General features: G+C 67.6%; 18 protein-coding genes. 11 read left to right on the top strand and 7 right to left on the bottom strand.

Annotated features, from left to right (window positions below):
* Positions 1–302 precede the first annotated feature (302 nt).
* Together ACQKLX_RS13350 and pbpC are read left to right on the top strand one after the other, a co-directional pair.
* Positions 303–5,549 carry an alpha-2-macroglobulin family protein gene (locus ACQKLX_RS13350; protein WP_427362053.1) on the top strand — a complete coding sequence of 1,749 codons (5,247 nt, stop codon included), beginning with the start codon at positions 303–305 and terminating at the stop codon, positions 5,547–5,549.
* A 73-nt stretch (positions 5,550–5,622) separates the two neighbouring features.
* Positions 5,623–7,806: a penicillin-binding protein 1C gene (gene pbpC, locus ACQKLX_RS13345; RefSeq protein ID WP_427362052.1), complete on the top strand. Its 2,184-nt coding sequence runs from the start codon at positions 5,623–5,625 to the stop codon at positions 7,804–7,806.
* 3 nt (positions 7,807–7,809) lie between these two features.
* Here the strand turns inward: pbpC and ACQKLX_RS13340 are convergent, their stop codons facing one another.
* From ACQKLX_RS13340 to ACQKLX_RS13330, 3 genes are all read right to left on the bottom strand, one after another.
* Entirely contained in the window at positions 7,810–8,790 is a 981-nt protein-coding gene (locus tag ACQKLX_RS13340) for a tripartite tricarboxylate transporter substrate-binding protein (RefSeq protein ID WP_427362051.1), read from the bottom strand.
* 167 nt (positions 8,791–8,957) lie between these two features.
* Positions 8,958–12,032 carry an efflux RND transporter permease subunit gene (locus tag ACQKLX_RS13335; RefSeq protein WP_427362050.1) on the bottom strand — a complete coding sequence of 1,025 codons (3,075 nt, stop codon included), beginning with the start codon at positions 12,030–12,032 and terminating at the stop codon, positions 8,958–8,960.
* Entirely contained in the window at positions 12,029–13,138 is a 1,110-nt protein-coding gene (locus ACQKLX_RS13330; protein ID WP_427362049.1) for an efflux RND transporter periplasmic adaptor subunit, read from the bottom strand. The genes ACQKLX_RS13335 and ACQKLX_RS13330 overlap by 4 nt, the downstream gene beginning before the upstream one ends.
* 136 nt (positions 13,139–13,274) lie before the next feature.
* On the opposite strand from ACQKLX_RS13330, the gene ACQKLX_RS13325 reads away from it, so the two are divergent.
* The 8 genes from ACQKLX_RS13325 to ACQKLX_RS13290 all read left to right on the top strand — a co-directional run bounded on the left by ACQKLX_RS13325 (position 13,275) and on the right by ACQKLX_RS13290 (position 19,890).
* The gene (locus ACQKLX_RS13325) at positions 13,275–13,886 is read left to right on the top strand and encodes a TetR/AcrR family transcriptional regulator (protein WP_427362048.1); all 612 of its coding nucleotides are present in this window, start codon (positions 13,275–13,277) and stop codon (positions 13,884–13,886) included.
* 146 nt (positions 13,887–14,032) lie between these two features.
* Positions 14,033–14,851 (top strand): phosphonate ABC transporter ATP-binding protein, encoded by an 819-nt coding sequence (gene phnC, locus ACQKLX_RS13320; RefSeq protein ID WP_427362047.1) that lies wholly within the window; start codon positions 14,033–14,035, stop codon positions 14,849–14,851.
* A 72-nt stretch (positions 14,852–14,923) separates the two neighbouring features.
* Positions 14,924–15,841 carry a phosphonate ABC transporter substrate-binding protein gene (gene phnD, locus ACQKLX_RS13315; protein ID WP_427362046.1) on the top strand — a complete coding sequence of 306 codons (918 nt, stop codon included), beginning with the start codon at positions 14,924–14,926 and terminating at the stop codon, positions 15,839–15,841.
* A gap of 184 nt (positions 15,842–16,025) precedes the next feature.
* Positions 16,026–16,907: a phosphonate ABC transporter, permease protein PhnE gene (gene phnE, locus ACQKLX_RS13310; RefSeq protein WP_427362045.1), complete on the top strand. Its 882-nt coding sequence runs from the start codon at positions 16,026–16,028 to the stop codon at positions 16,905–16,907.
* On the top strand, positions 16,904–17,758 hold the full coding sequence (phnE, locus tag ACQKLX_RS13305; protein ID WP_427362044.1) for a phosphonate ABC transporter, permease protein PhnE: 855 nt from the start codon (positions 16,904–16,906) through the stop codon (positions 17,756–17,758). Before phnE (ACQKLX_RS13310) ends, phnE (ACQKLX_RS13305) begins: the two co-directional genes overlap by 4 nt.
* Before the next feature lie 172 nt (positions 17,759–17,930).
* Complete coding sequence (locus ACQKLX_RS13300) at positions 17,931–18,563, top strand: glutathione S-transferase family protein (RefSeq protein ID WP_427362043.1); 633 nt, start codon at positions 17,931–17,933, stop codon at positions 18,561–18,563.
* A 27-nt stretch (positions 18,564–18,590) separates the two neighbouring features.
* Positions 18,591–19,511: a DMT family transporter gene (locus ACQKLX_RS13295; protein WP_427362042.1), complete on the top strand. Its 921-nt coding sequence runs from the start codon at positions 18,591–18,593 to the stop codon at positions 19,509–19,511.
* Between the two features lie 61 nt (positions 19,512–19,572).
* Positions 19,573–19,890: a DMT family transporter gene (locus ACQKLX_RS13290; protein WP_427362041.1), complete on the top strand. Its 318-nt coding sequence runs from the start codon at positions 19,573–19,575 to the stop codon at positions 19,888–19,890.
* Between the two features lie 2 nt (positions 19,891–19,892).
* Here the strand turns inward: ACQKLX_RS13290 and ACQKLX_RS13285 are convergent, their stop codons facing one another.
* Positions 19,893–20,795 (bottom strand): LysR family transcriptional regulator, encoded by a 903-nt coding sequence (locus ACQKLX_RS13285; RefSeq protein ID WP_427362040.1) that lies wholly within the window; start codon positions 20,793–20,795, stop codon positions 19,893–19,895.
* A 25-nt stretch (positions 20,796–20,820) separates the two neighbouring features.
* The gene (locus ACQKLX_RS13280) at positions 20,821–21,792 is read right to left on the bottom strand and encodes a KpsF/GutQ family sugar-phosphate isomerase (protein ID WP_427362039.1); all 972 of its coding nucleotides are present in this window, start codon (positions 21,790–21,792) and stop codon (positions 20,821–20,823) included.
* A 148-nt stretch (positions 21,793–21,940) separates the two neighbouring features.
* On the opposite strand from ACQKLX_RS13280, the gene ACQKLX_RS13275 reads away from it, so the two are divergent.
* Positions 21,941–23,500 carry an outer membrane beta-barrel protein gene (locus ACQKLX_RS13275; protein ID WP_427362038.1) on the top strand — a complete coding sequence of 520 codons (1,560 nt, stop codon included), beginning with the start codon at positions 21,941–21,943 and terminating at the stop codon, positions 23,498–23,500.
* Between the two features lie 13 nt (positions 23,501–23,513).
* On the opposite strand, the gene ACQKLX_RS13270 is transcribed toward ACQKLX_RS13275, so the two are convergent.
* Complete coding sequence (locus ACQKLX_RS13270; protein ID WP_427362037.1) at positions 23,514–24,134, bottom strand: LbetaH domain-containing protein; 621 nt, start codon at positions 24,132–24,134, stop codon at positions 23,514–23,516.
* 23 nt (positions 24,135–24,157) lie between these two features.
* Complete coding sequence (locus ACQKLX_RS13265) at positions 24,158–24,859, bottom strand: DUF1045 domain-containing protein (RefSeq protein ID WP_427362036.1); 702 nt, start codon at positions 24,857–24,859, stop codon at positions 24,158–24,160.
* Between the last annotated feature and the right edge of the window lie 2 nt (positions 24,860–24,861).

The following is a 24,861-nucleotide window of genomic DNA, read 5'->3' as shown; positions in this document are numbered from 1 at the left end:
GGATAGGGGTGGGGGGCGCAAAGTCTGAACTCGATCTTGGCCAATCAATCAGCTCCGCTCCTACAATCGACATCGCGCCCGGTCGTTCGCCCCCCAATCCCCATGCCCTTCCCCCCAAGGAGGAAGGGCAGAGCCCATTCCGGCACGCACCAGCGAGAGGCGAGAAGGGCTCAACCGATCGCAAGCCGAGTTGCGCCCGACGCGCCGGGTGCTAGCTTCGCGCAGCGCAACGTGATGACCCGTCATCGCGTCGACGCCTGCCGCGGCAACTATCCGGCCGCCCGCCTCTCGGAGACCGAGCCATGCGCCATCTCGTCCGTCTCGCCCTCCTGCTCGGCCTGACTGTCGCCGCCGGACCTGCTTTCGCTCAGAAGGCCTATGTCCGGCCCGATCTCGCCAGCGACGGCCAGCGCCTGGAGGAGCGATTGAAGCGCGAGGTCTCGGTCGGCCAGCGCCCCTTCGCCACCTTGCTGCGCGACGGCACCGCCGCCCTCAATCGCGGCGATGCCCGTGCAGCACTCCCGCTCGCCAATGCCGCGGCAGTCGCCGATCCCGCCAATCCCGGCGGCTGGCGTTTGATGGCGCAGGCGGCGAGCGGCATCGAGCCGCGCGACTATCGCGAGCGCTACGAACTGCGCGAGCGCGCGATCAGCTCAGCCTATCTCGCCTATCAGCGCTCGACCTCGCGTCCGGACGAGGCCTCCTCGCTTGGCGTGCTCGCCCGCGTCTTCGAGAAGCACGAGCTCTGGCGCCCGGCGCTGACCACCTATCGCCTCAGCCTCGACCTTTCCGACAACGCCTCGCTGCGCGCCGACTACGAGGCGCTGCGGGCCCAGCGCGGCTTCCGCCTGCTCTCCAACAAGGTCGATTCCGACGCGGCGAGCCCGCGCGCCTGCTTCCAGTTTTCCGACCCCCTGGCGCGCAGCGGCGTCGACTTCGCGCCCTACGTCGCCATCACCGGCAAGGGCGATTTCGCCGTCAGCGGCGAGGATCGCCAGCTCTGCGTCGACGGCCTGCGCCATGGCGAGCGCTACGGCTTCGTCATCCGCCAGGGCGTGCCCTCGGCGCTCCCCGACGAGAAGCTGCTGAAATCGGCTGATTACGAGGTCTATGTCCGCGATCGCGCGCCATCGGTGCGCTTCACCGGCAAGAACTATGTGCTGCCGCGCACCGGCCAGCAGGGCGTGCCGGTCGTCTCGGTCAATGCCGACAGCCTCGATCTCGAAGTGATGCGCATCGGCGACCGCAACCTGATCGGCTCGGTCCATTCCGACGACTTCCTCAGCCAGCTCGGCAGCTACAACGCCAGCCAGATCGCCTCGGACAAGGGTTCGAGCGTCTGGAAGGGCACGATGGCGGTGAAGTCCGAGCTCAACAAGGACGTCACCACCGCCTTCCCTGTGCTGGAGGCGGTCGGCCGGCTCCAGCCCGGCGTCTACGTCATGTTCGCCAAGCCGACCGGCACGAAGGCAGCGAGCACCTCGGACGGCGATGGCGACTATGACTACGACGGCACCACCCGCGCGACGCAGTGGTTCGTCGTCTCCGATCTCGGCCTGACCTCCTTCTCCGGGCCTGATGGCGTGCATGTGCTGGTGCGCTCGCTCGCCGACGCCTCGCCCGTCGCCAATGCCGAACTGCGCCTCATCGCCCGCAACAACGAGGTGCTGGCGACCGTCCGCTCCGACAGTAACGGCTACGCCCGCTTCGACGCCGCGCTGGCCAAGGGCCAGGGCGGCAATGCGCCCGGCCTCGTCACCGCCGGCCTCGGCGAGGATTACGGCTTCCTCGACCTGAAGCAGACCGCGTTCGATCTGTCGGATCGCGGCGTGAAGGGCCGTGTCGCCCCGGCCGGGCTCGACGCTTTCCTCTACACCGAGCGCGGCGTCTATCGCTCCGGCGAGACCGTCTATCTGACGACGCTGCTGCGCGACGCCAAGGGCGCCGCCGTCTCCGGCCTGCCATTGACCCTCGTCGTCAGGCGGCCCGATGGCGTCGAGTATCGCCGCCGCCAGGTCGAGGACCAGGGCGCCGGCGGCCGCGCCCATTCGATCCCGCTGATCTCCGGCGCCCAGACCGGCACCTGGCGCGTCCAGGCCTATTCCGATCCGAAGGGCGCCGCGATCGGCGAGATCTCCTTCCTGGTCGAGGACTATGTCCCCGAGCGGCTGGAGTTGACCCTCGCGCCGAAGAAGCAGGTGCTGCAGGCCGGCGAGCCCGCGGAGATCGACGTCAATGCCCGCTATCTCTACGGCGCGCCCGGCTCCGATCTCGACGTCACCGGCTCGATGACCGTGCGCTCGGCGGCGCAAACCGCGATCCCCGGCTTCTCCGGCTACGAGGTCGGCCTGACCGACGAGGCCTTCGAACCGCAGCAAAGCGAGTTCGAGGACGCCGCAAAGACCGGCGCCGACGGCAAGGTCACGATCGCCAACCCGGTCGCCCAGCCCGAGACCAACCGGCCACTCGAGGTCGAACTGACCGTGCGCGTCGGCGAGCCCGGCGGGCGCGCCATCGCCCGCTCGGTCACCCTGCCGATCGTGCCCAAGGGCGCCGCCATCGGCGTGCGCAAGACCTTCAAGGAAGGCGAGCTCGGCAACGGCCAGACCGCGAGCTTCGACGTGATCATGGCCCAGGGCGACGGGCGCCGCATCGCCCGCCAGGGCGTGAAATGGACGCTGTCCAAGGTCACCCGCAACTATCAGTGGTTCTACCAGGACGGCCGCTGGAACTATGAGGGCGTGAAGACGACCCGCCGTGTCGCCGATGGCGAGATCGCCGTCGCCGAGAACGCCCCGGCCCGCATCGCCGCCCCCGTGCAATGGGGCAATTACCGGCTCGACGTCAGCGCCGACGGCGGTGAGGCGACCGAGACCAGCGTCTCCTTCAATGTCGGCTACGAGACCGACAAGACCGCCGACCAGCCCGATGTGCTCGACGTCGCCCTCGACAAGCCGTCCTATGCCAATGGCGAGAGCATGCAGGTGCGCCTGACGCCGCGCTTCGCCGGCAAGGCGACGCTGGCGGTGATGAGCGACCGTGTCGCCGAGATCCGCACCGTCGACGTGCCGGCCAATGGCACCACCGTGACCATCCCCGCCAAATCGGACTGGGGCGCCAGCGCTTATCTCGTCGTGCTCGCCCACCGCCCGATGGACACGGCCGCGCAGCGCATGCCCGGCCGCGCCATCGGCCTCGCCTGGTTCAGCGTCGGCAAGGAAGAGCGCAACCTCGCCATCGATCTCGGCGCGCCCAATCTGGTGCGCCCGCTCTCGACGCTGTCGCTGCCGGTCAAGGTGGCAGGTGCCAGGGCCGGTGAGGAAGCCTTCATCACCGTCGCGGCGGTCGATATCGGCATCCTCAACCTGACCCGCTTCGAGAGCCCCGATCCGAGCAAGTACTTCTTCGGCCAGCGTCAGCTCGGCCATGAGCTCCGCGATCTCTACGGCTATCTGATCGACGGCATGCAGGGCGTGCGCGGCGCGATCCGCTCCGGCGGCGACGCCGCCCCGCAGCTCAATGGCGAGGCGCCGACGCAGGAGCCGCTGGCGCGCTATTCCGGCGTGGTCAAGCTCGGGCCTGATGGCACCGCCAAGGTCGATTTCGAACTGCCGGCCTTCAACGGCTCGGTCCGCGTGATGGCCGTCGCCTGGAGCGCCGGCCGCACCGGCCAGGCCAGCGCCGACGTCTTCGTGCGCGACCAGATCGTAGCGCAGGCGACGCTGCCGCGCTTCCTGGCGCTCGGCGACCAGTCGCGCTTCCACCTGCAGATCGACAATGTCGAGGGGCCGGCCGGTTCCTATCTCGTCGACCTCGACGTCAAGGGCCCGGTCGTCGTCGCTGCCGACGCCACCCGCCGCAGCATGACCATGGCTGTCGGTGCCAAGAGCTCGCTGACGATCCCGGTCACCGCCGCCGGCATCGGTCGCGCCTCCTTCGACGTGAAGGTCACCGGTCCGAACGGCATCGGCACGGTGCAGAACCTCGCCGTGCGCGTGCAGCCCTCGACCCAGACGATCGCGCGCCGGATCGTCAGACCGATCCCGGGCGGTGGCTCGCTCACGGTCTCATCGGACCTGATGGCCGATCTCGTGCCGGATTCCGGTGCGGTCTCCGTCTCGGTCTCGCCGGTCGCGGCGCTCGATGTCGCGGCTGTCCTCGCAGCGCTCGACCGCTACCCCTATGGCTGCACCGAGCAGACGATCAGCCGGGCGCTGCCGTTGCTGGTCGTCAACCGGCTCGCCTCGATGCAGCAGCTGGCGCTCGACGGCAATGCCGATGAGCGCGTCACCGCCGCGATCGAGCGCGTGCTCGCCCGCCAGGGCAATAATGGCTCCTTCGGCCTGTGGAGCGTCGGCGGCGAGGATCTCTGGCTCGACGCCTTCGTCACCGACTTCCTGACCCGTGCCCGCGAGCGCCAGTTCGCGGTGCCGCAGACCGCGTTCAACATGGCGCTCGATCGCCTGCGCAACCAGGTCGTCAACACCAGCGAGATCAACAAGGAGGAGGCGGCCGGCATCGCCTATGCCCTCTACGTGCTCGCCCGGAACGGGCGGCCGGTGATGGGCGACCTGCGCTATCTCGCCGACAACAAGCTCGCTGATTTCGGCTCGCCGCTGGCTCGCGCCCAGATCGGCGCCGCGCTCTCGCTGCTCGGCGACCGCACCCGCGGCCGCGCGGCTTTCAGCAGCGCGCTGGGGACGCTTCAACAAGCCAACGACGACGGTCTGTCGCGCGCCGATTACGGCTCGCGGCTGCGCGACGGCGCCGGCATCCTCACCCTGATCGCCGAGAGCAATGGCGAGCGCGCCGATCTCTCTCGCGCCGCCGACATCGTCCAGAACGCCCGCCAGAACGCGCGCTACACCTCGACGCAGGAGAACATGTGGATGGCGATGGCCGCGGCCGCCATCGCCAAGGATGCCGACGGCCTGACGCTGACCGTCGACGGCACCGAGCGCAAGGGCGCCTTCTACCGCACGATCCCGCAGGCCTCGCTGGAAGCCAAGCCGCTGGTCATCGGCAATCCCGGCACCGCCTCGGCCAATGCGGTGATCACCGTCTCCGGCATCCCGGCGACGCCGGAGCCCGCGCTGAACCAGGGTTTTGGACTGGAGCGCACACTCTTCACCATGAAGGGCGAGCGCGTCGATCCCTCGCGCCTGCGCCAGAACGAGCGCTATGTCGTCGCGCTCAAGGTGACCGAGCCGGCGGCGCGCTATGGCCGCCTGCTGCTGGTCGACCCCGTCCCGGCCGGACTCGAGATCGAGAACGCCAAGCTGACCGAGGGCGCCTCGGTCGAGGGCCTGAACTGGCTGAAGCAGGAGGTCTCGCCTGTTCATACCGAGGCGCGCGACGACCGCTTCGTCGCGGCGTTCCAGCGTTATGGCGGCAAGAACGATCCGTTGAGCTACACGGTCGCCTATATCGCCAGGGCCGTCTCGCCCGGCCGCTATGTCGCGCCGGCGGCGGTGATCGAGGACATGTACCGCCCCGATCGTTTCGGCCGGACCGGCTTCGGCACGATCGAGATCACGTCGGCGCGGTAGGTCTGAGGTGAGCGCGCCGCACGACAGGCCAAGCGCGACAGAGCCCCCTCTCCCCTCGGGGGAGAGGGATGGAGTGAGGGCCAGCGCGACAGATGGTGGGCTTGTCGCAGGCTGGACCGCCCTCATCCGTCAGCGCTTCGCGCTGCCACCTTCTCCCCCGAGGGGAGAAGGGAGGCGCGTCTGGCCGTGCCGGCTCGCCTATGCCGGCCTCGGCGTCGTCGCGCTGGCCGCGACCACCGCCGCCTCCCTCTTCTGGTACGCCTCCACCCTCCCCCCGCTCGACCTCACCGCCGCACGCGATCGCTCGACCGTGGTGCTCGACCGCGAGGGCAAGCTGCTGCGCCCCTTCGTCACGGCGGACGGGCGCTGGAAGCTGCCGGTCGGTGTCGACGATGTCGATCCGCGCTACCTCTCGATGCTCAAGGCCTTCGAGGACAAGCGCTTCGACGATCATGCCGGCATCGACCCGCTCGGTGCCTTGCGCGCGGCCGCGCAGATGCTCGGCAATGGCCGCATCGTCTCCGGCGGCTCGACCCTGACCATGCAGGTCGCCCGTCTGCTCGAACCGCGCCAGGAGCGCTCGCTCCCGGCCAAGCTCAGGCAGGCGGTGCGCGCGGTCGAGCTCGAACGGCGCTTCAGCAAGACCGAGATTCTCGACCTCTATCTCACCCTCGCCCCGTTCGGCGGCAATCTCGAAGGCGTGCGCGCCGCGAGCTTCGCCTATTTCGGCAAGGAGCCGAAACGGCTCTCGACCGCCGAAGCCGCACTGCTGGTCGCCCTGCCGCAATCGCCGGAGACGCGCCGGCCCGACCGATTCCCCGAGGCCGCGCGCAAGGCCCGCGAGCGTGTGCTCGCGCGCGTCGAAGCCGCGGGACTTGCGACGCCGGACGAGGTCGCCGCAGCGCGCGAGGAGCCGATCCCGACCGCCCGAAAGCCCTTCCCCAATCTCGCCCCGCACACCGCCGAACAGATCGTCGCCGAGGCGCCGGAACAGCGCAGCCAGCGCCTGACCATCGATGCGCGCTGGCAGGCTAGCCTGGAGCAGCTCGCCCGCGAGCGCGCCATCGGCCAGGGGCCGCAGCTCTCGATCGCCATCCTCGTCGCCGACAACGAGACCGGCGAGATCCGCGCCTCGGTCGGCGGCGTCGATTATTTCGACGCCGGGCGCGCCGGCTCGCTCGACCTGACTCAGGCGCTGCGCTCGCCCGGCTCGGCGTTGAAGCCCTTCATCTACGCGCTCGCCTTCGACAACGGCCTCGCCCATCCCGAGACCATGCTGGAGGACCGGCCGACCCGCTATGGCCTCTACGTCCCCGAGAATTTCGATCTCGGCTTCCAGGGCATGGTCAGCGCCCGCAAGGCGCTGCAGCTCTCGCTCAACCTGCCGGCGGTCGAACTGCTCTCGGCTCTCGGCCCGCAGCGTTTCCTGTCGCGGTTGAAGGATGCCGGCGCCGCTATCGCCCTGCCCAGGGATGGCGGCGCACCGGGCCTCGCCATCGGCCTCGGCGGCCTCGGCATCACCCTCTCCGACCTGACCCGGCTCTATGTCGGCCTCGCCCGCGGCGGCGAGGTGGTGCCGCTGCATGTGAAGCCGGCGAGCGGCGTGGCCGAGCCGCCCTTGCGCCTCGTCGAGCCTGTCGCCGCCTGGTATGTCGCCGATACGCTGCTCGGCGCGCCGCCGCCGCTCAATGCTCCGCCGGGCCGGATCGCCTACAAGACCGGCACCTCCTATGGCTATCGCGATGCCTGGGCCGTCGGCTTCGACCGCAAGCACACGATCGGCGTCTGGGTCGGCCGCCCCGACAATGGCGCGGTGCCCGGCCTCGTCGGGCGCGTGGTCGCGGCTCCGATCCTGTTCGACGCCTTCGCCCGCATCGGCCTCGATCCGCACCCCTTCATGCAACCGCCCGGCACCATTACCGCCAGCAGCGCGACGCTGCCGCCGCCGCTGCGGCATTTGCGCCAGGATGTGCCCAAGACGGTCGCCGCGCTGGCGACGCCCGGCCTCAAGCTCGCCTTCCCGCCGGAGGGCGCGAAGATCGATCTCGCCGCCTCCTCGGTCGACGGCGCCCCGCAGCTCAACCTCAAGGTCTCCGGCGGCATCGCGCCGTTCACCTGGCTGGTCGACGGCGCGCCGGTGCTGGCGGCGGTGAAGCGCCGCGAGGCCGCCTGGCAGCCGCCCGGCAGGGGCTTCGTCCGGATTTCGGTGATCGATGCCGCCGGCGCGAGCGAGAGCGTCTCGGTCAGGCTGCAATAGCCCTCATTCGATCTTGACGCCGCTCGCCTTGATGATCGGAGCCCAGCGCTCGATCTCGGCTCCGACGAAGGAACGTAGTCCAGCCGGCTCCTGCAATTCGGCCGAGGGGATTTCGGCGCCGAGCTCGTTGAGCTTGGCCTTGACCGTCGCATCGGCGAGCGCTGCCTTCAGCGCCCCGTTCAGCTTGGCGACGACCGGCGCAGGCGTGTCCTTCGGCGCGAACATCGCGTTCCAGACCTCGACCTTGAAGCCGGGTACGCCCGCTTCCGTGCTGGTCGGCACATCCGGCAGCGCGGTCGCCCGGGCGGTTGAGGCGACGGCGAGCGTCTTGATCGTGCCGGCACGGTGCTGCGGAGCGACGTTCACCGCCTGGTCGCAGAGATAATCGACCTGGCCGGCAACGAGATCGTTCATCGCCGGGCCGGTGCCGCGATAGGGCACGCCGTTCGGCTTCACCCCGACGACGGTGTTGAACAGCAGACAGGTGGTGTGGCTGACCGAGCCGACGCCGGCATGGGCGTTGCTCGCGGCCTTCTCGTTCGCCTTCACCCAGCTGACGAACTCGCTGAGCGTGCTGCTCGGGTGCGTCTTGCGCACGGTCAGGAAGATCGGGTTGGTGTTGACCAGCCCGACGGGAGCGAAGTCCTCGACCGGGCGGTATTTCAGGTTCGGGTTGAGCGAGACGGCAGCGGCATGCGTGCCAGTATGGCCAATCAGGATGACGTGGCCATCGGCCGGCGAGGCCATCAGGCGCTGCCCGGCGAGCGTGCCGGCGGCGCCGACCGCATTCTCGATGATCACCGGCTGGCCGAGCGTGCGGCTCATATGCTCGCCGACGAGACGCCCAACCACATCCGTGGGACCTCCCGCGGCGAACGGGATCAGCATGGTGACCGGCTTGCTCGGAAAAGTCTGCGCCTGCGCGATCGCGCTCGTCATGCAGGCAGCAAACGCCGCAGCCTTGAGCCAGAAACCGATCCTCATGCCATTCCTCCCGTTCAAGTTACGGGCGGCTGCCTGAGTTCTCGCTCATTGGGCGCCGCCGCCGCGACGGTTAGCGTCGGGCGGCGGTGAAAGCGAATAGAGGTTTCCGCTATGGGCTATCCGGATATCCTCTACCCGGATCGCTGATCATTTACCCGGATCGCTGATCATTCCGCCGGCTGCGGATGCGCCTCGGCGGGCGCGTGGCGCGAACCGTGCTTGGTCCGCGCCATGTAGCTATAGGCCACCGGCACGACATAGAGCGTGAGCAACGTGCCAAAGGTCATGCCGCCGACGATGACCCAGCCGATCTGCGAGCGGCTCTCGGCACCGGCTCCCTCCGCCAGCGCCAGCGGCACCGCGCCCAGCACCATCGCGCCCGTCGTCATCAGGATCGGCCGCAGGCGCAGTTCCGCCGCATCGACCAGGGCGTCGATCATCTCGTGCCCTTCCTCGCGCAGCTGGTTGGTGAATTCGAGGATCAGGATGCCGTGCTTGGTGATCAGGCCGACCAGGGTGATCAGGCCGATCTGGCTGTAGACGTTGAGCGTGCCGCCGGAGAAGTAGAGCGCCGCCAGCGCACCGGTGATCGAGAGCGGCACCGAGACCATGATCACGACGGGATCGACGAAGCTCTCGAACTGCGCCGCCAGCACCAGATAGATGAAGCCAAGCGCCAGCAGGAAGACGAGCAGGATCGACGAGCCCGACTGCTTGAATTCGCGGCTCTGGCCGGAATAGTCGGTCTGGAACGAGGCCGGCAGCACCTTCGCGGCACCCTGCTCGAGCACGTTCAAGGCATCGCCGAGCGAATAGCCCGGCCCCGGCACGGCGGTGATCGTCGCCGAGCGCAGCTGGTTGAAGCGGATCAGCTCCTTGGGCGCGACGTTCTCCTCAATCTGAACCAGGCTGGAGAGCTGCACCGCCTGGCCGCCGCGGCCCATCAGATAGATCGACTGCAGCGCCTGTGGCGTACTGCGCTCGGCGCCGGCGACCTGCAGCATGACGTCGTACTGCTCGCCGTTCATGTTGAAGCGGGTGACCTGGCGGCCGCCGAGCAGCGTCTCCATGGTGCGCCCGATCACGTCGACGCCGACACCGAGATCGGCGGCGCGCTGGCGGTCGATCGAGACCTTGATCTGCGGCTTGTCGAGGATGAGGTTGGTCTCGATATTGGTGAGCGCCGGATTGCCCTGGACCTCGGCGATCAGCTTGTCGACGTTCTCCTTGATCGTGACGTAAGGGTCCGAAGAGCGCAGCACGAACTCGACCGGCTTGCTGTTGGCGCCGCCCTGGCCGAGCGAAGGCGGGTTGGTCGCGAAGAGGCGGATGCCCGGGATCTGCGACAGGCCCTTGTTGATCTCGGCGACGAGGTTCTGCTGCTTGCGATGACGCTCTTCCCAGGGCTTGAGGCGCGCAAAGGCGATCGCCCGCGTCACGTCGGGGAAGCCGACGATCACGAGATAGGTCTCGACCTCCTGGATCTTGCTGAAATAATCCTCGACCCGCCGGGCATAGTCGGCGGTGAAGGCCATGGTCGCGCCTTCCGGCGCCACGCCGATCGCGGTGATCGTGCCGCGATCCTCGACCGGGGCGAGCTCCGAGCGCAGATTGGTGAAGAACCACCAGCTGCCGCCGGCGACACCGAGCGCGAGCAGCACGATGACCGGCCGGATCGACAGCGCGAAGCGTAGCGAGCTGCGATAGCCGCGGGCGAGCGCCTCGAAGAAGCGCTCCAGGATATTATAGACGAAGTTGTGCTTCTCGTGATGCTTCAGCAGCTTGGCGCACATCATCGGCGTCAGCGTCAGCGCGACGAAGCCGGAGACCAGCACCGCGCCGGCCAGCGTCAGCGCGAACTCGACGAAGAGCTTGCCGGTGCGCCCGGTCGAGAACGCCATCGGCGCGTAGACCGCGACCAGCGTCAGCGTCATCGCGACCACCGCGAAGGCGATCTCGTTGATGCCCTTGATCGCAGCCTTGTTCGGCTCCATGCCGTCTTCGATATGGCGGTGGATGTTTTCCAGCACCACGATCGCGTCGTCGACGACGAGGCCGATGGCGAGCACCATCGAGAGCAGGGTCAGGGTGTTGACCGTGAAACCCATTGCGTACATCAGCGCGAAGGCGCCGATCAGCGAGACGGGGATGGTGACGAGCGGGATCAGCGTCGCCCTCAGCGAGCGCAGGAACAGGAAGATGATCAGGACGACGAGGACGACCGCCTCGCCGATCGTGGTGTAGACCGCCTTGATCGAGCGATCGATGAAGATCGAGGTGTCGTAGGAGGTCGCGATCGCCATGCCGTCGGGCAGGTCCTCGCGGATGCTCGGCAGCGCGGCGACGACGCCGGCGGAAACGTCGAGCGGGTTCGCCGTCGCCTGCTTGACGATGCCGATCGTCACCGAGGGATTGCCACGGAACCAGGCGGCATTGCGCTCCTCGCGCGCACCGAGCTCGACTTTGGCGATGTCGCGCAGCTTGACCGGGAAGCCGTTGGCGTCCTTGACCGTGATCTCGCGGAACTGCTCGGGCGTGTTCAGGCTGGTCTGCGACAGCACCGTGAATTCACGGTCGTTGCTCTCGATCCGGCCGGAGGGAATCTCGACGTTCTGCGCCCTCAGCGCCGCCTCGATCTCCTGGACGGTGATGTTGTAGGCGGCAAGCCTGGCGCGATCGAGCCAGATGCGCATGGCATATTGGCGCTGGCCGAGGATGCGAACCTCGGCGACACCGGTGATGTTCTGGACACGGTCGGCGATGAAGCGGTCGGCGAAGTCGGTGAGCTCCAGCGGCGAATGCCGCGAACTGGTCAGCGAGAGATACATCACCGGCTGGGCATCGGCCTCGACCTTGGCGATGATCGGCTCGTCGATCTCGTCGGGCATGCGGCCGCGCACGCGGCTGACGCGGTCGCGCACATCGGAGGCGGCGACGTCGGGATCGACGTCGGGCCGGAAGCGCACCGAGATCTGGCTGCGCTCCTGGCGGCTGGTCGAGTTGATGATCTCGATGCCCTCGATGCCGGCGATCGAGTTCTCCAGGATCTGCGTGACCTGCGTCTCGATGATTTCGGCGCTGGCGCCGCGATAGGTCGTCTGCACCGAGACGATCGGCTCGTCGATGTTCGGGTATTCGCGCACCGTCAGGCGCGTATAGGAGACGAAACCGATCAGGACGACGAGCAGGCTGAGGACGGTCGAGAGGACCGGCCGGCGGACGAAGAGCTCGAACAGGCTCATCGCTGCACGGCGCCCGGCAGCGAGCTGGTCTGGACCACGGTCCGCTCCTTGATCGCGACGGTCGCGCCCTCGCGCAGGCGCATCTGCCCGGCGGTGACGATCTGCATGCCGGCTTTGAGGCCCTTGACCACCTCGACCTTGCCGGTCAGGCGCTTGCCGAGTTCGACCGGCAGGCGCTTGGCCTTGCCGTTCTCGACGATGAAGACCGTCTTGCTGAGACCATCCGGCACGACGGCCGTCTCCGGAATCACCAGCGCATTCTCGCGCTTGTCGACCATGATGGTGACGCGGGCGAACAGGCCGGGCTTCAGGACGAGGTCGGCATTGGGCACGGTGGCGCGCAGCTTGACCGCTCGGCCGTTGACGTCGACGACGGGATCGATCGCGAAGATCTTGCCGGCGAAGGGCCGATCCGGCACCGCGTCGACCTTGAGCTGGATCGGCTGGCCGACCTTGAGCTGCGTCATGTAGATCTCGGGCACGCGGAAATCGACCTTGATCGGGTCGATGTTGGTCAGTGTGATCAACTGCTTGCCGATCGAGACATAGTCGCCGACGCCGACCGCGCGCAGGCCGACCACGCCGGTGAACGGTGCCTTGATCGTCGCCAGAGCGAGCTTGGCCTGGACGAGTTGCAGGCGCGCTTCCTGCAAGGCGAGCTGCGCCGTCGCCTGCTCCAGCGCAACCTGCGTGCCGGCGCCGCGCTGCACCAGCGAGCGGTTGCGGTCATAGGTGTCGCGCGCCAGCGAAAGGTCGGCCTGCGCCTGCTTGAGCTCCGCATCCAGGATGGCGGTGTCGAGCATGACCAGCGGCTGGTCCTTGTTGACCCGCTCGCCCTCCTTGAAGCCGAGCGAGACGACGCGGCCCGCGATCTCGGGAGCGATCACTACGGATTCGTCGGCCGCCAGCGTTCCGAGCGCCTCGACTTCCTCGGCCACGGAGGTGAGCTCGATCGTCCCGACCTCGACCGGGATGGCAGGGCTCTGCGCGCCGGCGACACCCTGCGCCTGCGCCTGCTGGTTGGGCGCCTTGTAGTGGTAGCGGTAGCCGTAATACCCGCCACCCGCCAGCCCGGCGATCAGGACAAGAAGGAGAAAACGCTTCATCAGGCTGGACGCTCCGGTAAGACGGACATATTCTAGACTGGACGGTCTAGTTTGATAAGCACCCTTTAAGGGCGGAAGCGTGACGGAATGATCGATGCACGGACGCTCTAGCGCCACCGCTGCAGAAGCAAGACAGATGCCGGCCGAAAAATCACGGCCGGATAAACATGATGCGATCACCCGGGCCGCTTCGGAAACCTTCCTGGCCGAGGGCTTCGACCGCGCCAGCCTCGACCAGATCGCGCAGCGCGCCGGCGTCTCCAAGCAGACCATCTACAGCCACTTCGCCGACAAGCAGGCGCTGTTCCTGGCGATCTGCAGTGAACTCACTGAAAAGCTGACGATTCCGCTGCGCCGTCCGCGCAGCGAAACCGGCGATCTGCGGGCCATTCTGACACGCCTCGGCGAGGACGCTCTGGCGATGATGCTGCACCCGGCCTCGCTCGATCTGCATCGCCTGATCGTCGGCGCATCCACCCGCTTTCCCGAATTGGGACAGGCAGCGTACGATGCCGGAGCGGGGCGGATGATCACGGAACTCTCCACCCTGCTGGAACAGCGGTCACGATCAAGTGATGGGCTGTCGCGCGAGCTCACTCCCGGCGAGGCTGCGACGCTGGCCGAACAGTTCATCGGCATGCTGCGCGGCTTCCATCAGGTACGCGGCCTGCTCGGCATCGCTCCCGTTGCCGAGACCGAGCGCAAGACTTACGTCGCCGCCTGCGTCGATCTGCTCCTGCGGGCCTGAGGAGTCGGCCTAGCGGCGGTTCGAAGCAGTATGGTTGACGGTCGATGACCATCCTTCGGCTCTGACCACACCGAACTGCGCCTCCTGTCACGGCGCTGTCATCTGCCCTCGATACCGCATCGTCCCGCAATCGCGGGAGAGTGTTGATGCTGCGTATCGAGGGTCTGACCAAGCGTTTCGGTGGCAAGGCCGCCGTCGACAACGTCACCCTGTCGATTCCGCGTGGCGAGATGGTCGGCGTGATCGGCCGCTCGGGCGCCGGCAAGTCGACGCTGCTGCGCATGCTGAACCGCCTCGCCGATGCGAGCGAGGGCCGCATCCTCAGCGAGGAGCGCGACGTCACCGCCCTGCGCGGCGCGGCGCTGCGGGCCTGGCGGCGCGATACGGCGATGATTTTCCAGCAGTTCAACCTGGTCGGCCGCCTGGACGTGCTGACCAATGTCCTGCTCGGCCGCCTCAACCATCGTTCGGCTGCGCTGACGCTGGTCAAGAGCTTCTCCCAGGACGACAAGGTCCGCGCCATCGCCGCGCTCGAGCGGCTCGATATGGGTCATCTGCTCGCCCAGCGCGCCGAGACGCTGTCCGGCGGCCAGCAGCAGCGCGTCGCGATCGCCCGCGCTCTGGTGCAGGAGCCGAAGATCATCCTCGCCGACGAGCCGATCGCCTCGCTCGACCCGCGCAACACGCAGGTCGTGATGGATGCGCTGTTCCGCATCAATCGCGAGGACGGCATCACCATCGTCTGCAATCTCCACCATCTCGACATCGCCGCGAAGTATTGCGACCGGCTGATCGGCATGGCCGGCGGCAGGGTCGTGTTCGACGGCCCGCCGCATGCGCTGACCAGCGAGCTCGCCGCCGAGCTTTACGGCATCGAGGCCAGGGACGCCGGCGCCGAAGCGCTCGATGCGCTCGAGGCCATCGCCAGCCAGGAAGCCAAGCGCGCCAAGCAGACCGCCGCCTGAGACAGCCGGCGCACGCCCGAGCCTGCCCTTAAGCCTGCCCCGTCATCGCCGACCTTTCCAAAGGAGCACCACATGCTGACCCGTCGTCATACCCTCACGCTCGCCGCGGCCGGCCTCGCCGCGTCGCTCGCCGCCCCGGCTTTCGCCCAGGACTGGAAAGCCAAGTATCCCGAGCTCGTCTTCGCCATCATCCCGGCCGAGAACGCCTCTGGCGTCGTCGAGCGCTATACCCCCTTCGTGAACTATCTCGCGAAGGAGCTCGGCACCAAGGTGACGCTGCGCATCGCCAATGACTACGCCGCGATCATCGAGGGCCAGCGCGCCGGCAACATCCATATCGGCATGTACGGCCCCGCCTCATTCGCCCGCGCGCTGATGACCGGCGCCAAGATCGACGCCTTTGCGATCGAGACCAATCTCGACGGCACCAAGGGCTACTACTCGGTCTTCTACGTGAAGAAGGACTCGCCCTATCAGAAGATCGAGGACTTGAAGGGCAAGAACCTCGGCCTGGTCGACCCGAACTCGACCTCCGGCAACAACGTCCCGCGCTTCGCGCTCGACGGCATGAAGATCGAGCCGGAGACCTATTTCGGCAAGGTCGTCTACACCGGCAGCCACGAGAACGCGGTCATCGCCCTGCAGCAGGGCACCGTCGACATCGCCGCCAACTGGTGGAATGACGAACAGGAGTCGAACCTCCTGCGCATGGACCGCAAGAAGATGGTCAAGGCGGACGATTTCCGGATCATCTACAAGTCCGAGCAGATCGTGAACTCGCCGATGGCTTACCTCAGCGAACTCCCGACCGAGCTGAAGACCAAGATCCGCGACGCCGTCCTCAACCTCGCCACCAAGGACAAGGCCGCCTTCGACAAGATCTATGAAGGTAAGCAGGGCCCGCTCGTCGCCGTCGACAACAAGGCCTACGACCCGATCATCGAGCTGAACAAGTTCGTCGACGCTCTCCGCAAGAAGAAGTCGTCGTAAGTCTGGGCTCTCGCCCCTCTCCAGGATGGGAGAGAGGCGGGGGTGAGGGACCGCCCTCACCGCACGATTCTCAGCATTGAGGTAGCCGCGCCGCGCTTCGGCGTTTGCCCGCAGGCCCTCACCCCTACCCCTCTCCCATCCGGGAGAGGGGTTCCCCGCGCCTCTTTCGGCCAGGGCATATCCCATGACACTCGCGATCGATCGCAACGACCCGGCCATCGCCGCCCATGCCGAGCTCTATCGGCGCGAAATGGCGGCCAGGCGGCTGCAGACCCTGCTTGGCGCGGCAGTCTTCATCGCCTGCGTCGTGCTCGCCGGCATCGGCGCCGAGGTCGACTTCGCGAAATTCGCCGAGAACGCCTGGCGCTTCCCGAAATACATCCTCGAGACCATGCCGACCCTGCGCTTCGCGACGCTCGGGACCGATCTCAAGGAATGGTATTGGGGCCTCAACGGCTGGCTCAAGCTGCTCTGGCAGACGCTGCTGATCGCCTATATCGGCACCGTGCTCGGCGCCATCGGCGGTTTCCTGCTCTGCTTCACCGCCGCCAGCAATCTCGGCCGCTCACACTGGCTGCGCTGGAGCACGCGCCGTTTCCTCGAATTCTGCCGCACCGTCCCCGAGATCGTCTTCGCGCTGATCTTCGTCATCGCCTTCGGCCTCGGCCCGCTGCCCGGCGTGCTCGCCATCGCCATCCACACCATGGGCGCGATGGGCAAGCTCTTCTCGGAAGTCGTCGAGAACATCGACATGAAGCCGGTCGACGGCCTGACCGCGACCGGCGCCGGCTGGTGGCAGACCATCCGCTTCGCGGTGGTGCCACAGGTGCTGTCGAACTTCGCCAGCTACGCGCTGCTGCGCTTCGAGATCAATGTCCGCGGCGCTTCGATCATGGGCTTCGTCGGCGCCGGCGGCATCGGCCAAGACCTGATCGAGGCGATCCGCAAATTCTACTTCACCGATGTCAGCGCCATCCTGCTGCTGATCATCGTCACGGTGATGCTGATCGACTACGGCACCGAGCGCCTGCGCCATGCGCTGCTCAGCCTGGAGCACGGCAAATGACGCTCGCCCTCTCGCCTAGCGACCGCGCTGCACTGATCACCCGCCACAAGGCCGCGATCGACGGCTCGCTGAAGACCAAGCTCATGACTATCGCCGTCGTCGGCGGCCTCGTCGGGCTGTTCCTTTACGGGCTAACGACACTCGAAACCTCGCTCTGGAAGATCATCGCCGGCTTCGCCAATCTCGGCACCTTCGTCGTGCTGATGCTGCCACCCGATCCCGGCTCGTTCGCCCGCGCCATCATCTTCGTCAAGGCACTGTTCGAGACCATCGCCATCGCTTTCCTCGGCACGATCCTGGCGGCGATCCTCGCCTTCCCGCTCGGCTTCCTCGCCGCCAAGAACGTCATCGCCAACCGCGTCGTGCATTTCCTGGCGCGGCGCTCGATGGACACGGTGCGCGGCGTCGATGCGCTGATCTGGGCGCTGATCTGGGTCAATGTCGTCGGCCTCGGCCCTTTCGCCGGCATGCTCGCGATCATGACCAGCGATCTCGGCGCCTTCGGCAAATTGTTCTCCGAGGCGATCGAATCCGCCGACCGCAAGCCGGTCGAGGGCGTCGCCTCGGTCGGCGGCGGCAAGTTCCACGAGATCCGCTTCGGCCTGATCCCGCAGGTTCTGCCGGTGATCGCGAGCCAGGTGCTCTACTACATCGAGTCGAACACCCGCTCCTCGACCATCATCGGCATCGTCGGGGCCGGCGGCATCGGCCTCTATCTCGCCGAGACCATCCGCACGCTCGAATGGCAGCAGGTCTCGTTCCTGATCCTGCTGATCCTGGCGGCGGTGACGGCGATCGACTTCCTCTCGAACAAGCTGCGCTTCGCCATCATCGGCAAGCGGGCGATCTGATCCTCGGTACTGCCATGGCCGAAGCCACAGGCTCGGCCATGGCGCCTAAATACTGCGCCCCCGCGCGATTATCTTGGCTGTGCGATTTCGCATAATCTGAAGGCCGCATCGCACATCGCGATGCGCCATCGCACAATCTATCTCATCGGCATCCACACTTCGGAGCAAGCCGATGACCCCTATCGACCTCTACACCTACCAGACCCCGAACGGCCACAAGGCCTCGATCATGCTCGAGGAAACCGGGCTGCCCTATGCCGTCAATGTCATCGACATCGAGGCGGGCGACCAGCATCGGCCGAGCTTCCTCGCGCTCAACCCGAACAACAAGATCCCGGTCATCGTCGATCACGACCATGACCGGACGATCTTCGAATCCGGCGCGATCCTGCTCTATCTCGCCGAGCGCTCCGGCGTGCTCCAGCCCAACGGCCCGCAGGCGCTCGGCAAGACGCTGCAGTGGAGCTTCTTTCAGGCGGCTCATGTCGGGCCGATGATCGGCCAGCTCTGGCACTTCAAGGTCTTCGCGGGGGAGAAGCTGCCCTATGCGATCGAGCGCTATGAGCGCGAGACCGCCCGCATCCTGCGTGTCCTCGACGGCGAGTTGGCGCTGCGGCCCTATCTGGTCGAGGCCAGCTACGGCATCGCCGACATCATGGTCTGGCCCTGGATCAACGCCCTGTCCAAGCTCAATGTGAGCCTGACCGACACCTCTCATCTCCAGCGCTGGCACGAGACGATCGCGGCCCGCCCGGCCGTGCAGCGCGGCCTTGCCGTACCGGCACTCGCGCACGCCGAAGCCTGAGCGCATCGCTCCCGACAGGATTTCGTCATGGATACCCTCTTCATTCCACTCTCCCTCGCCGCCGGCGGCCTGCTGGCGGTCCAGGCCGGCGCCAACGCGCAATTGTCGAAAACGACGGGGAGCCCCTTCGCCGCGACGACGATCCAGGTCGTCCTCGCCGCACTCCTCCTGCTGATCGTCGCGATCGCGACCGGCACGAGCACAGCCTTCGGTCGCCTCTCGGCCGTGCCCTGGTGGCATGCGATCGGAGGCGTCGCGACGGCGCTCTATGTCGCCTCGACCATCCTGGTCTTCCCGCGACTCGGCGCGGTCGTCGCGGTCGGCCTGTTCATCGCCGGGCAGATGCTGGCCTCGCTCGGGCTCGACAGTTTCGGCCTGCTGGGCGTGCCCCAGCAGGCGCCAAAGCCCGCGACCCTGATCGGCACGGCTGCCGTGCTCATCGGCGTGATCGCGATCGTCTTCGGCCAGAAAGGCGCGACCAGGGAGCTGTCCGGCTCCAAGCTCGGCTGGATGCTGCTCGCCCTCATTGCCGGCGCAGTTCTGCCGGCGCAGGGCGCGATCAACGGACTGCTGCGGCAGGATCTCGGCGCGCCCTTCGTCGTCGGCACGATCAGCTTCGTGGTCGCGACGCTCTCGATGATCGTTGTGCTGGTGACATCGCTGCTGATGAACGGTGCCAAGCCCCAGCTCGGCGGCCTCCGGACCATGCCCTGGTGGGGCTGGATCGGCGCGGTCTGCGGCGCGACCTATGTCACCACCGTCTTCGTAGCGATCCCTGCGATCGGCACTGCCGCGACCGTCGGCCTGACCGTCGCCGGCCAGCAGATCGTCTCGCTCTTCGTCGATCGCCATGGCTGGTTCCGCCTGCCCCAGCGCGAGATCTCCGCCTTGCGCTTCGCCGGTGTCGTCGTCCTGCTCCTCGGCGTCGCCGCGATCAAGGTCTTCTGAACCTGCGACCTCCTGACGGCGCCGACCCGGCGCCGTCCTCCCCATTCCAAGGAGACATCCCATGTCCTGGTTGCTGCTCGCCGGAGCCGGACTGCTCGAGATCGTCTGGGCGATCGCACTGAAGCAGGCCGGCGGTTTCACCCGCTTCTGGCCGAGCCTGATCGGCATCGTCTCGGCGGTCGTCAGCTTCGTCATGCTGTCGCTGGCGCTGAAGCAATTGCCGGTTGGCACCGCCTATGCGGTCTGGGTCGGCATCGGCGCGCTCGGCGTCGCGCTCGCCGGCATCCTCGCCCTTGGCGAGAGCGCCTCGCCCGCGCGTCTTGGCCTGCTCGCGCTGATCCTGATCGGCGTGATCGGCCTCAAGCTGGTCGAGACCTGACCTCAAGCGGAGGGCGTGTCCTCCCCCTCCAGTAGGGCGCGGCGCTTCCGGAAGGCGCCATAGGCGAAATCGGTGAAGGCGCGGACCCGCGCTGCGGCGCGCAGGTCCTCGTGGGTCAGGATCCAGAGCGCCGTCTCCATCTCGGAGATCGGGCGGCGCACGCAAGTCAGAGCCCGGACGCTGTCGCCGAGATAGCAGGGCAGCGCCACCAGACCCAACCCCGCCAATGCTGCCTGCTGCATTGCCAGCAGCGAATCGGCCCGCAGCACGATCTCGCTCCTGGGCAGCTTCGCCTGCATCCAGCGGGCGACCGAGGTGCCGCCGAGCGTGTCGTCCGGACCGACCCAGCGATGCTCGGCGAGATCGACATGGTCGCGCCGCGCGAGATATGAGGGCGCAGCGTAGATCGCGAAGGCGATCTTGCCGACCCGGCGCCCGACCAAGGTCGCCGGCGGATTATCGGCGGTACGCAAGGCGATATCGGCATCGCGCTTGGTCAGGTTGAACATCAGGTTGGAGACGGCGACCTCCAGGGCAATGCCGGGATGGGCCTCGCCGAATTCGGCCAGGATCTCTGGCAGGATCGAGCCCATCAGCGTATCGGTCGCGGTGATCCGAAGCGTGCCGGAGAGGCGCAGGTCCTGCCCGGCGATCCTGCGTTCGAGCTCGGTGACGGTGCCGGAGATGCTGCGCGCCGCCGCAACCAGCTCCTCGCCGCCGGGGGTCAGCACATAGCCGGTCGGCAGGCGCTCGAAGAGGCGCAAGGCCAGCTGCTGCTCGAAGGCAGCGATGCGGCGCAGCACCGTCGAATGATTGACGCGCAATTCGCGGGCCGCGCCGGCCAGAGAGCCGGCCTCGGCGACGGCGAGGACATAACGCAAATCATCCCATTCGAGCGCGGCCATGAGCCTCCTCGCCAGGTGCTCCGGATCAGGCGACGCCCAGCGCCAGGAGATCGTGGACATGGACGAGGCCAACGGGCTTGTCGTCCGCGTCGGCGACGATCAGCGCAGTGACGCGCAGCCGGTTGACCATTTCCAGCGCCTCGGCGGTGAGCGCATCCGGTGCGATCCGGCGCGGGTCCCTGGTCATCACATCGCGTGCCAAGCGGCCGCCCCAGCCGGTGCCGAGCTTGCGGCGCAGATCTCCGTCGGTGACGACGCCGGTGAGCTTACCGTCGGCGTCGATGACGACGGCGCAGCCGAAGCCCTTGGCGGTGATCATCGAAACGACATCGGCCATCGCCGCGGTCTCGCCAACGACCGGCAAGTGCTCGCCGGAATGCATGATGGTCGCAACGGTCTTGAGCTGCGCCCCGAGCTTGCCGCCGGGGTGGTAGACGTAGAAGTCCTGGCGCGAGAAGCCGCGCGCCTCGAGCAACGCGACCGCAAGCGCATCGCCGAGCGCCATCTGCATCGTCGTCGAGGTCGTCGGGGCGAGCCCGTTCGGGCAGGCTTCCTCGGCCTTGGGCAGGACGAGCGGGATGTCGGCCTCCCGGCCGAGCGCGCTGTCGCGGTTGGCGGTGATCGCGATCAGGCCGACGCGGAAGCGGCGGGTATAGCCGACGATGGCCGAGAGCTCGACCGCCTCGCCCGACCAGGACAAGGCGACGACGACGTCCTCGGGCTGGACCATGCCGAGGTCGCCATGGCTGGCCTCGGCCGGGTGGACGAAATGCGAGGGCGTGCCGGTCGAGGCCAGCGTCGCCGCGATCTTGCGGCCGACATGACCGGACTTGCCCATGCCGGTGACGATCACCCGGCCGGCGGAGTTGCGGATCATCTCGACGGCGGCGGCAAAGGGCTCGGCGAGGCCGTTGCCGATCGCCGCGTGCAAGGCGTCGAGGCCAGCGCGTTCGGTGGCGATGGTGCGGAGGGCGGAGGCGCTGATGGTCGCGGTCATGGAGCGCGCCTCTAACATGCCGAACGCCACGCTGGCCACCATCGCCGCTGCGTTGACGCGGCATTAACCGTCTTCGTTCTAACTCCATTAACCATGCGCGCCCTCCTGGCGCGCGAAGCCTTTGCCTCGCCGGAGCACCGTCGCGCCCGTGTCCCGTTTCGCCCAGATCTGCTGGCTGGCCGGTGTCGCAGGCTGCTGCGGCGTCGCCGGGCTGACAGCCTGGCCCGAGCTGGCATCGGCGCAAATGCAGACGCAGCCGGCCGTCACGCCGACACGGCCGCGCGCCCCGGCCTTGCGGACCGGCACGCCCGATGTCGCTCAAAGACAGAACACCGCCCCCAGCAACAGCTCGGCCTTGCCGGATGCCGCCGGCGAGTCGATCGATCCGCCCCCTGCCCGCTCCAGCGCGATCTCGCGCGCGCAGCCTTCGCGCGCCAGCCAGCCGATCCAGTCCTCGCGCCTGCGCGGCACCACCCAGCGCGATACCCGCCCCCCGCAACCGACGATAACCGCCCTGCCGCCGCCGATTCCGCCGGCTCCCGAGCCGCGCAAGCGCAAGCGGCCGGAAGAAGACCCCTATGCGCCGCTCGGCCTGCGTCTCGGCAATGTCATCCTGCGCCCGGCGATCACTGGCTCGGTCGGTTATGACAGCAATCCCGGGCGCGTCTCCGGGCCAAGCAAGGGCTCGCTCTACACCCGCAGCGAGGGCGAGCTCGGCATCCAGTCCGACTGGAACGTGCACGAGCTCACCGGCATGCTGCGCGGCGGCTACAGCCGCTATTATCGCGACGACAGCGCCTCGCGCCCGGATGCAGAGGGCAACATGTCCCTGCGCCTCGATGCGACGCGCGACACCCGCATCCTGCTCGAATCGCGCCTGAAGCTCGATACGCAGCGGCCGGGCTCGCCCGATCTGTCCGCCGCCGTGCAGGGCCGGCCGATTACCTGGGCCTATGGCGCCTCGGCCGGCGTCACCCATGACATCAACCGCCTGCAGTTCACGCTGCGCGGCTCGGTCGACCGGCAGGACTATGAGGACGCCGATCTCAGTAACGGCCGCAAGCTCAGCCAGGCCGATCGCAACCAGACGCAATACGGCCTGCGGCTGCGTGCCGCTTATGAGGTGACACCCGGCTTCAAGCCCTTCATCCAGGCCGAGATCGACACCCGCCAGTTCGACGAGAAGGTCGATTCCAGCGGCTATATGCGCTCCTCCGACGGCTATACCGTCCGCCTCGGCTCGAGCTTCGAGATCAGCCGCATGCTGACCGGCGAGGTCTCGGGCGGCTATCAGGACCGGAAATACGAAGACGGACGCCTGAAGAACCTGCGCGGCTTCGTCGGCGACGCTGCCATCCTGTGGACGCCGACGCCGCTGACCACGGTGACGCTGCGCGGCACCGCCGAGCTCGGCGACACCACCATCGCCGGCTCCAGCGGCACGACGGCGCGCCGCGTCAATCTCGAAGTGGCGCATGCGCTGCGCCGCAACCTGACGGTCACCGGCTTCGCCAGCTATGGCCGCACCGACTATGACGGCCAGGACCTGCGCGAGGACCTGTCGACCATCGGCGCCAGAATCGAATACAAGTTGACCCGGACCTTCTCGGTCCGCGCCAGCTTCACTCATGAGCGCCTGAACTCGACCAATCCCGGCTCCGACTACACGGCGAACGTCGCGCAGGTCGGCCTTAGAGTGCAGTTCTGATCGCGCCCTGCTCTCAGCCCTCGTACTTCTGCAGGAACGCCTCGACCGGCAGCGCCCGGAAGTCGTCGAGCGCGGTGCGCAGCTGCGCATGCTCCCAATCCCACCAGGCCAGCGCCTTCAGCCGCTCGGCGATCTCTTCCGGGAAGCGCCTGCGGACGATGCGGGCTGGATTACCGGCGACGATGGTGTAGTCGGGCACGTCCTTGGTGACGACCGCACCGCCTGCGATCACCGCGCCCGTGCCGATGCTGCGGCCAGCGAGGATGATGGCGCCATGGCCGATCCAGACATCATGGCCGATCGTCACCGGCGTCGAGCGGCGCCAGTCGAAGAAGGCGGCCTCGTCCTCCGCATCCTCGAAATAGGCGCTGGCGCGATAGGTGAAATGCGCTTGGCTCGCCCGCTGCATCGGGTGGTTGCCGGGGTTGATCCGGGTATGGGCCGCAATCGAGCAGAACTTGCCGATGGTCGTGTAGATCACGTCGGAATCGTTCACGACATAGGAATAGTCGCCGAGCGTCGATTCCGCGAAGGAGGTGCGGGCGCCGATCTCGGTATAGCGGCCGAGCACGGCGTCGCGGACCCGGGCGGTCGGATCGATCACGGGCGCGAGCCCGAGCTTCTTGCCTGCCATGACGGGCTTCCCCTGAGGATGAATCAGCCGAGCGGGATGTTGTCGAGCAAGACGAAGCGACTGCTGCGGCTTTCCTGCTTGAAGATGGCGACGCGGTCGATCAGCGCCGAGCCGGCCGGAACGGTCTGCGCATAGGTCGTAGTCAATGCTGCCTTGATCGGAGCGACCTGCTCTTCCGGCAGCGAGCCGGTCAGCGTCATGTGGAAGCGGAAGGCATCGCCGACATAAGGGTAGCCATAGGCTTCGAGATAGGCCCGGTGCGCCGGTGTCAGCGGGCTTTGCAGACGGCGCGCCAGATCGGCTTCGGAGAGCGGCGCACGGAACGGCTCGAAGGCCTGGACGATGTCGAAGGCGAAGCGCTGGAGTTCCTCGCTCGGCTCAGACGGCGTCAGCGCAATGAAGCGGCCGAGCGCGTTGACGCTGAGCCCGGTGAGCCTGACCGGCGGGCGGCCGGCGACATAATTGCGGGCGAAGGCGCGCAAAGCGCCCTCGTTCCGGCCTGGAGCGAGCTCGAACGGCGCCTTCAGCGTGGCGTGGAAGCCGTAGCGGCGTGGCTCGGCCGTCACCTCCGGCCAATCCAGCCCCTCGCAGCCCAGCGGAACCGCGAAATCGATGTCCGCGCCGGTGACGGCGTCATAGCCCAGCGTCGCGCTGCCGAAGCGCCAAAGGGCGCTATCGGCGGCGGGAGCGTAGTAGAGCGCGTAGCGCGGCAAGGCCTCAGTCATGC

This window comes from Allobosea sp. NPDC003192, assembly GCF_050275675.1.
Lineage (GTDB): Bacteria > Pseudomonadota > Alphaproteobacteria > Rhizobiales > Beijerinckiaceae > Allobosea.
Note: the sequence above shows the minus strand (reverse complement) of the source record. Positions and strands in the feature narration are given on the sequence as shown.

Excerpts from the sequence above, each read along its gene's own strand:
- ACQKLX_RS13350 (WP_427362053.1), top strand. The coding sequence starts at position 303 with ATGCGCCATCTCGTCCGTCTCGCCCTCCTGCTCGGCCTGACTGTCGCC.
- ACQKLX_RS13340 (WP_427362051.1), bottom strand. The coding sequence starts at position 8,790 with ATGAGGATCGGTTTCTGGCTCAAGGCTGCGGCGTTTGCTGCCTGCATG.
- ACQKLX_RS13335 (WP_427362050.1), bottom strand. The coding sequence starts at position 12,032 with ATGAGCCTGTTCGAGCTCTTCGTCCGCCGGCCGGTCCTCTCGACCGTC.
- ACQKLX_RS13330 (WP_427362049.1), bottom strand. The coding sequence starts at position 13,138 with ATGAAGCGTTTTCTCCTTCTTGTCCTGATCGCCGGGCTGGCGGGTGGC.
- ACQKLX_RS13325 (WP_427362048.1), top strand. The coding sequence starts at position 13,275 with ATGCCGGCCGAAAAATCACGGCCGGATAAACATGATGCGATCACCCGG.
- phnC (WP_427362047.1), top strand. The coding sequence starts at position 14,033 with ATGCTGCGTATCGAGGGTCTGACCAAGCGTTTCGGTGGCAAGGCCGCC.
- phnD (WP_427362046.1), top strand. The coding sequence starts at position 14,924 with ATGCTGACCCGTCGTCATACCCTCACGCTCGCCGCGGCCGGCCTCGCC.
- phnE (WP_427362045.1), top strand. The coding sequence starts at position 16,026 with ATGACACTCGCGATCGATCGCAACGACCCGGCCATCGCCGCCCATGCC.
- phnE (WP_427362044.1), top strand. The coding sequence starts at position 16,904 with ATGACGCTCGCCCTCTCGCCTAGCGACCGCGCTGCACTGATCACCCGC.
- ACQKLX_RS13300 (WP_427362043.1), top strand. The coding sequence starts at position 17,931 with ATGACCCCTATCGACCTCTACACCTACCAGACCCCGAACGGCCACAAG.
- ACQKLX_RS13295 (WP_427362042.1), top strand. The coding sequence starts at position 18,591 with ATGGATACCCTCTTCATTCCACTCTCCCTCGCCGCCGGCGGCCTGCTG.
- ACQKLX_RS13290 (WP_427362041.1), top strand. The coding sequence starts at position 19,573 with ATGTCCTGGTTGCTGCTCGCCGGAGCCGGACTGCTCGAGATCGTCTGG.
- ACQKLX_RS13285 (WP_427362040.1), bottom strand. The coding sequence starts at position 20,795 with ATGGCCGCGCTCGAATGGGATGATTTGCGTTATGTCCTCGCCGTCGCC.
- ACQKLX_RS13280 (WP_427362039.1), bottom strand. The coding sequence starts at position 21,792 with ATGACCGCGACCATCAGCGCCTCCGCCCTCCGCACCATCGCCACCGAA.
- ACQKLX_RS13270 (WP_427362037.1), bottom strand. The coding sequence starts at position 24,134 with ATGGCAGGCAAGAAGCTCGGGCTCGCGCCCGTGATCGATCCGACCGCC.
- ACQKLX_RS13265 (WP_427362036.1), bottom strand. The coding sequence starts at position 24,859 with ATGACTGAGGCCTTGCCGCGCTACGCGCTCTACTACGCTCCCGCCGCC.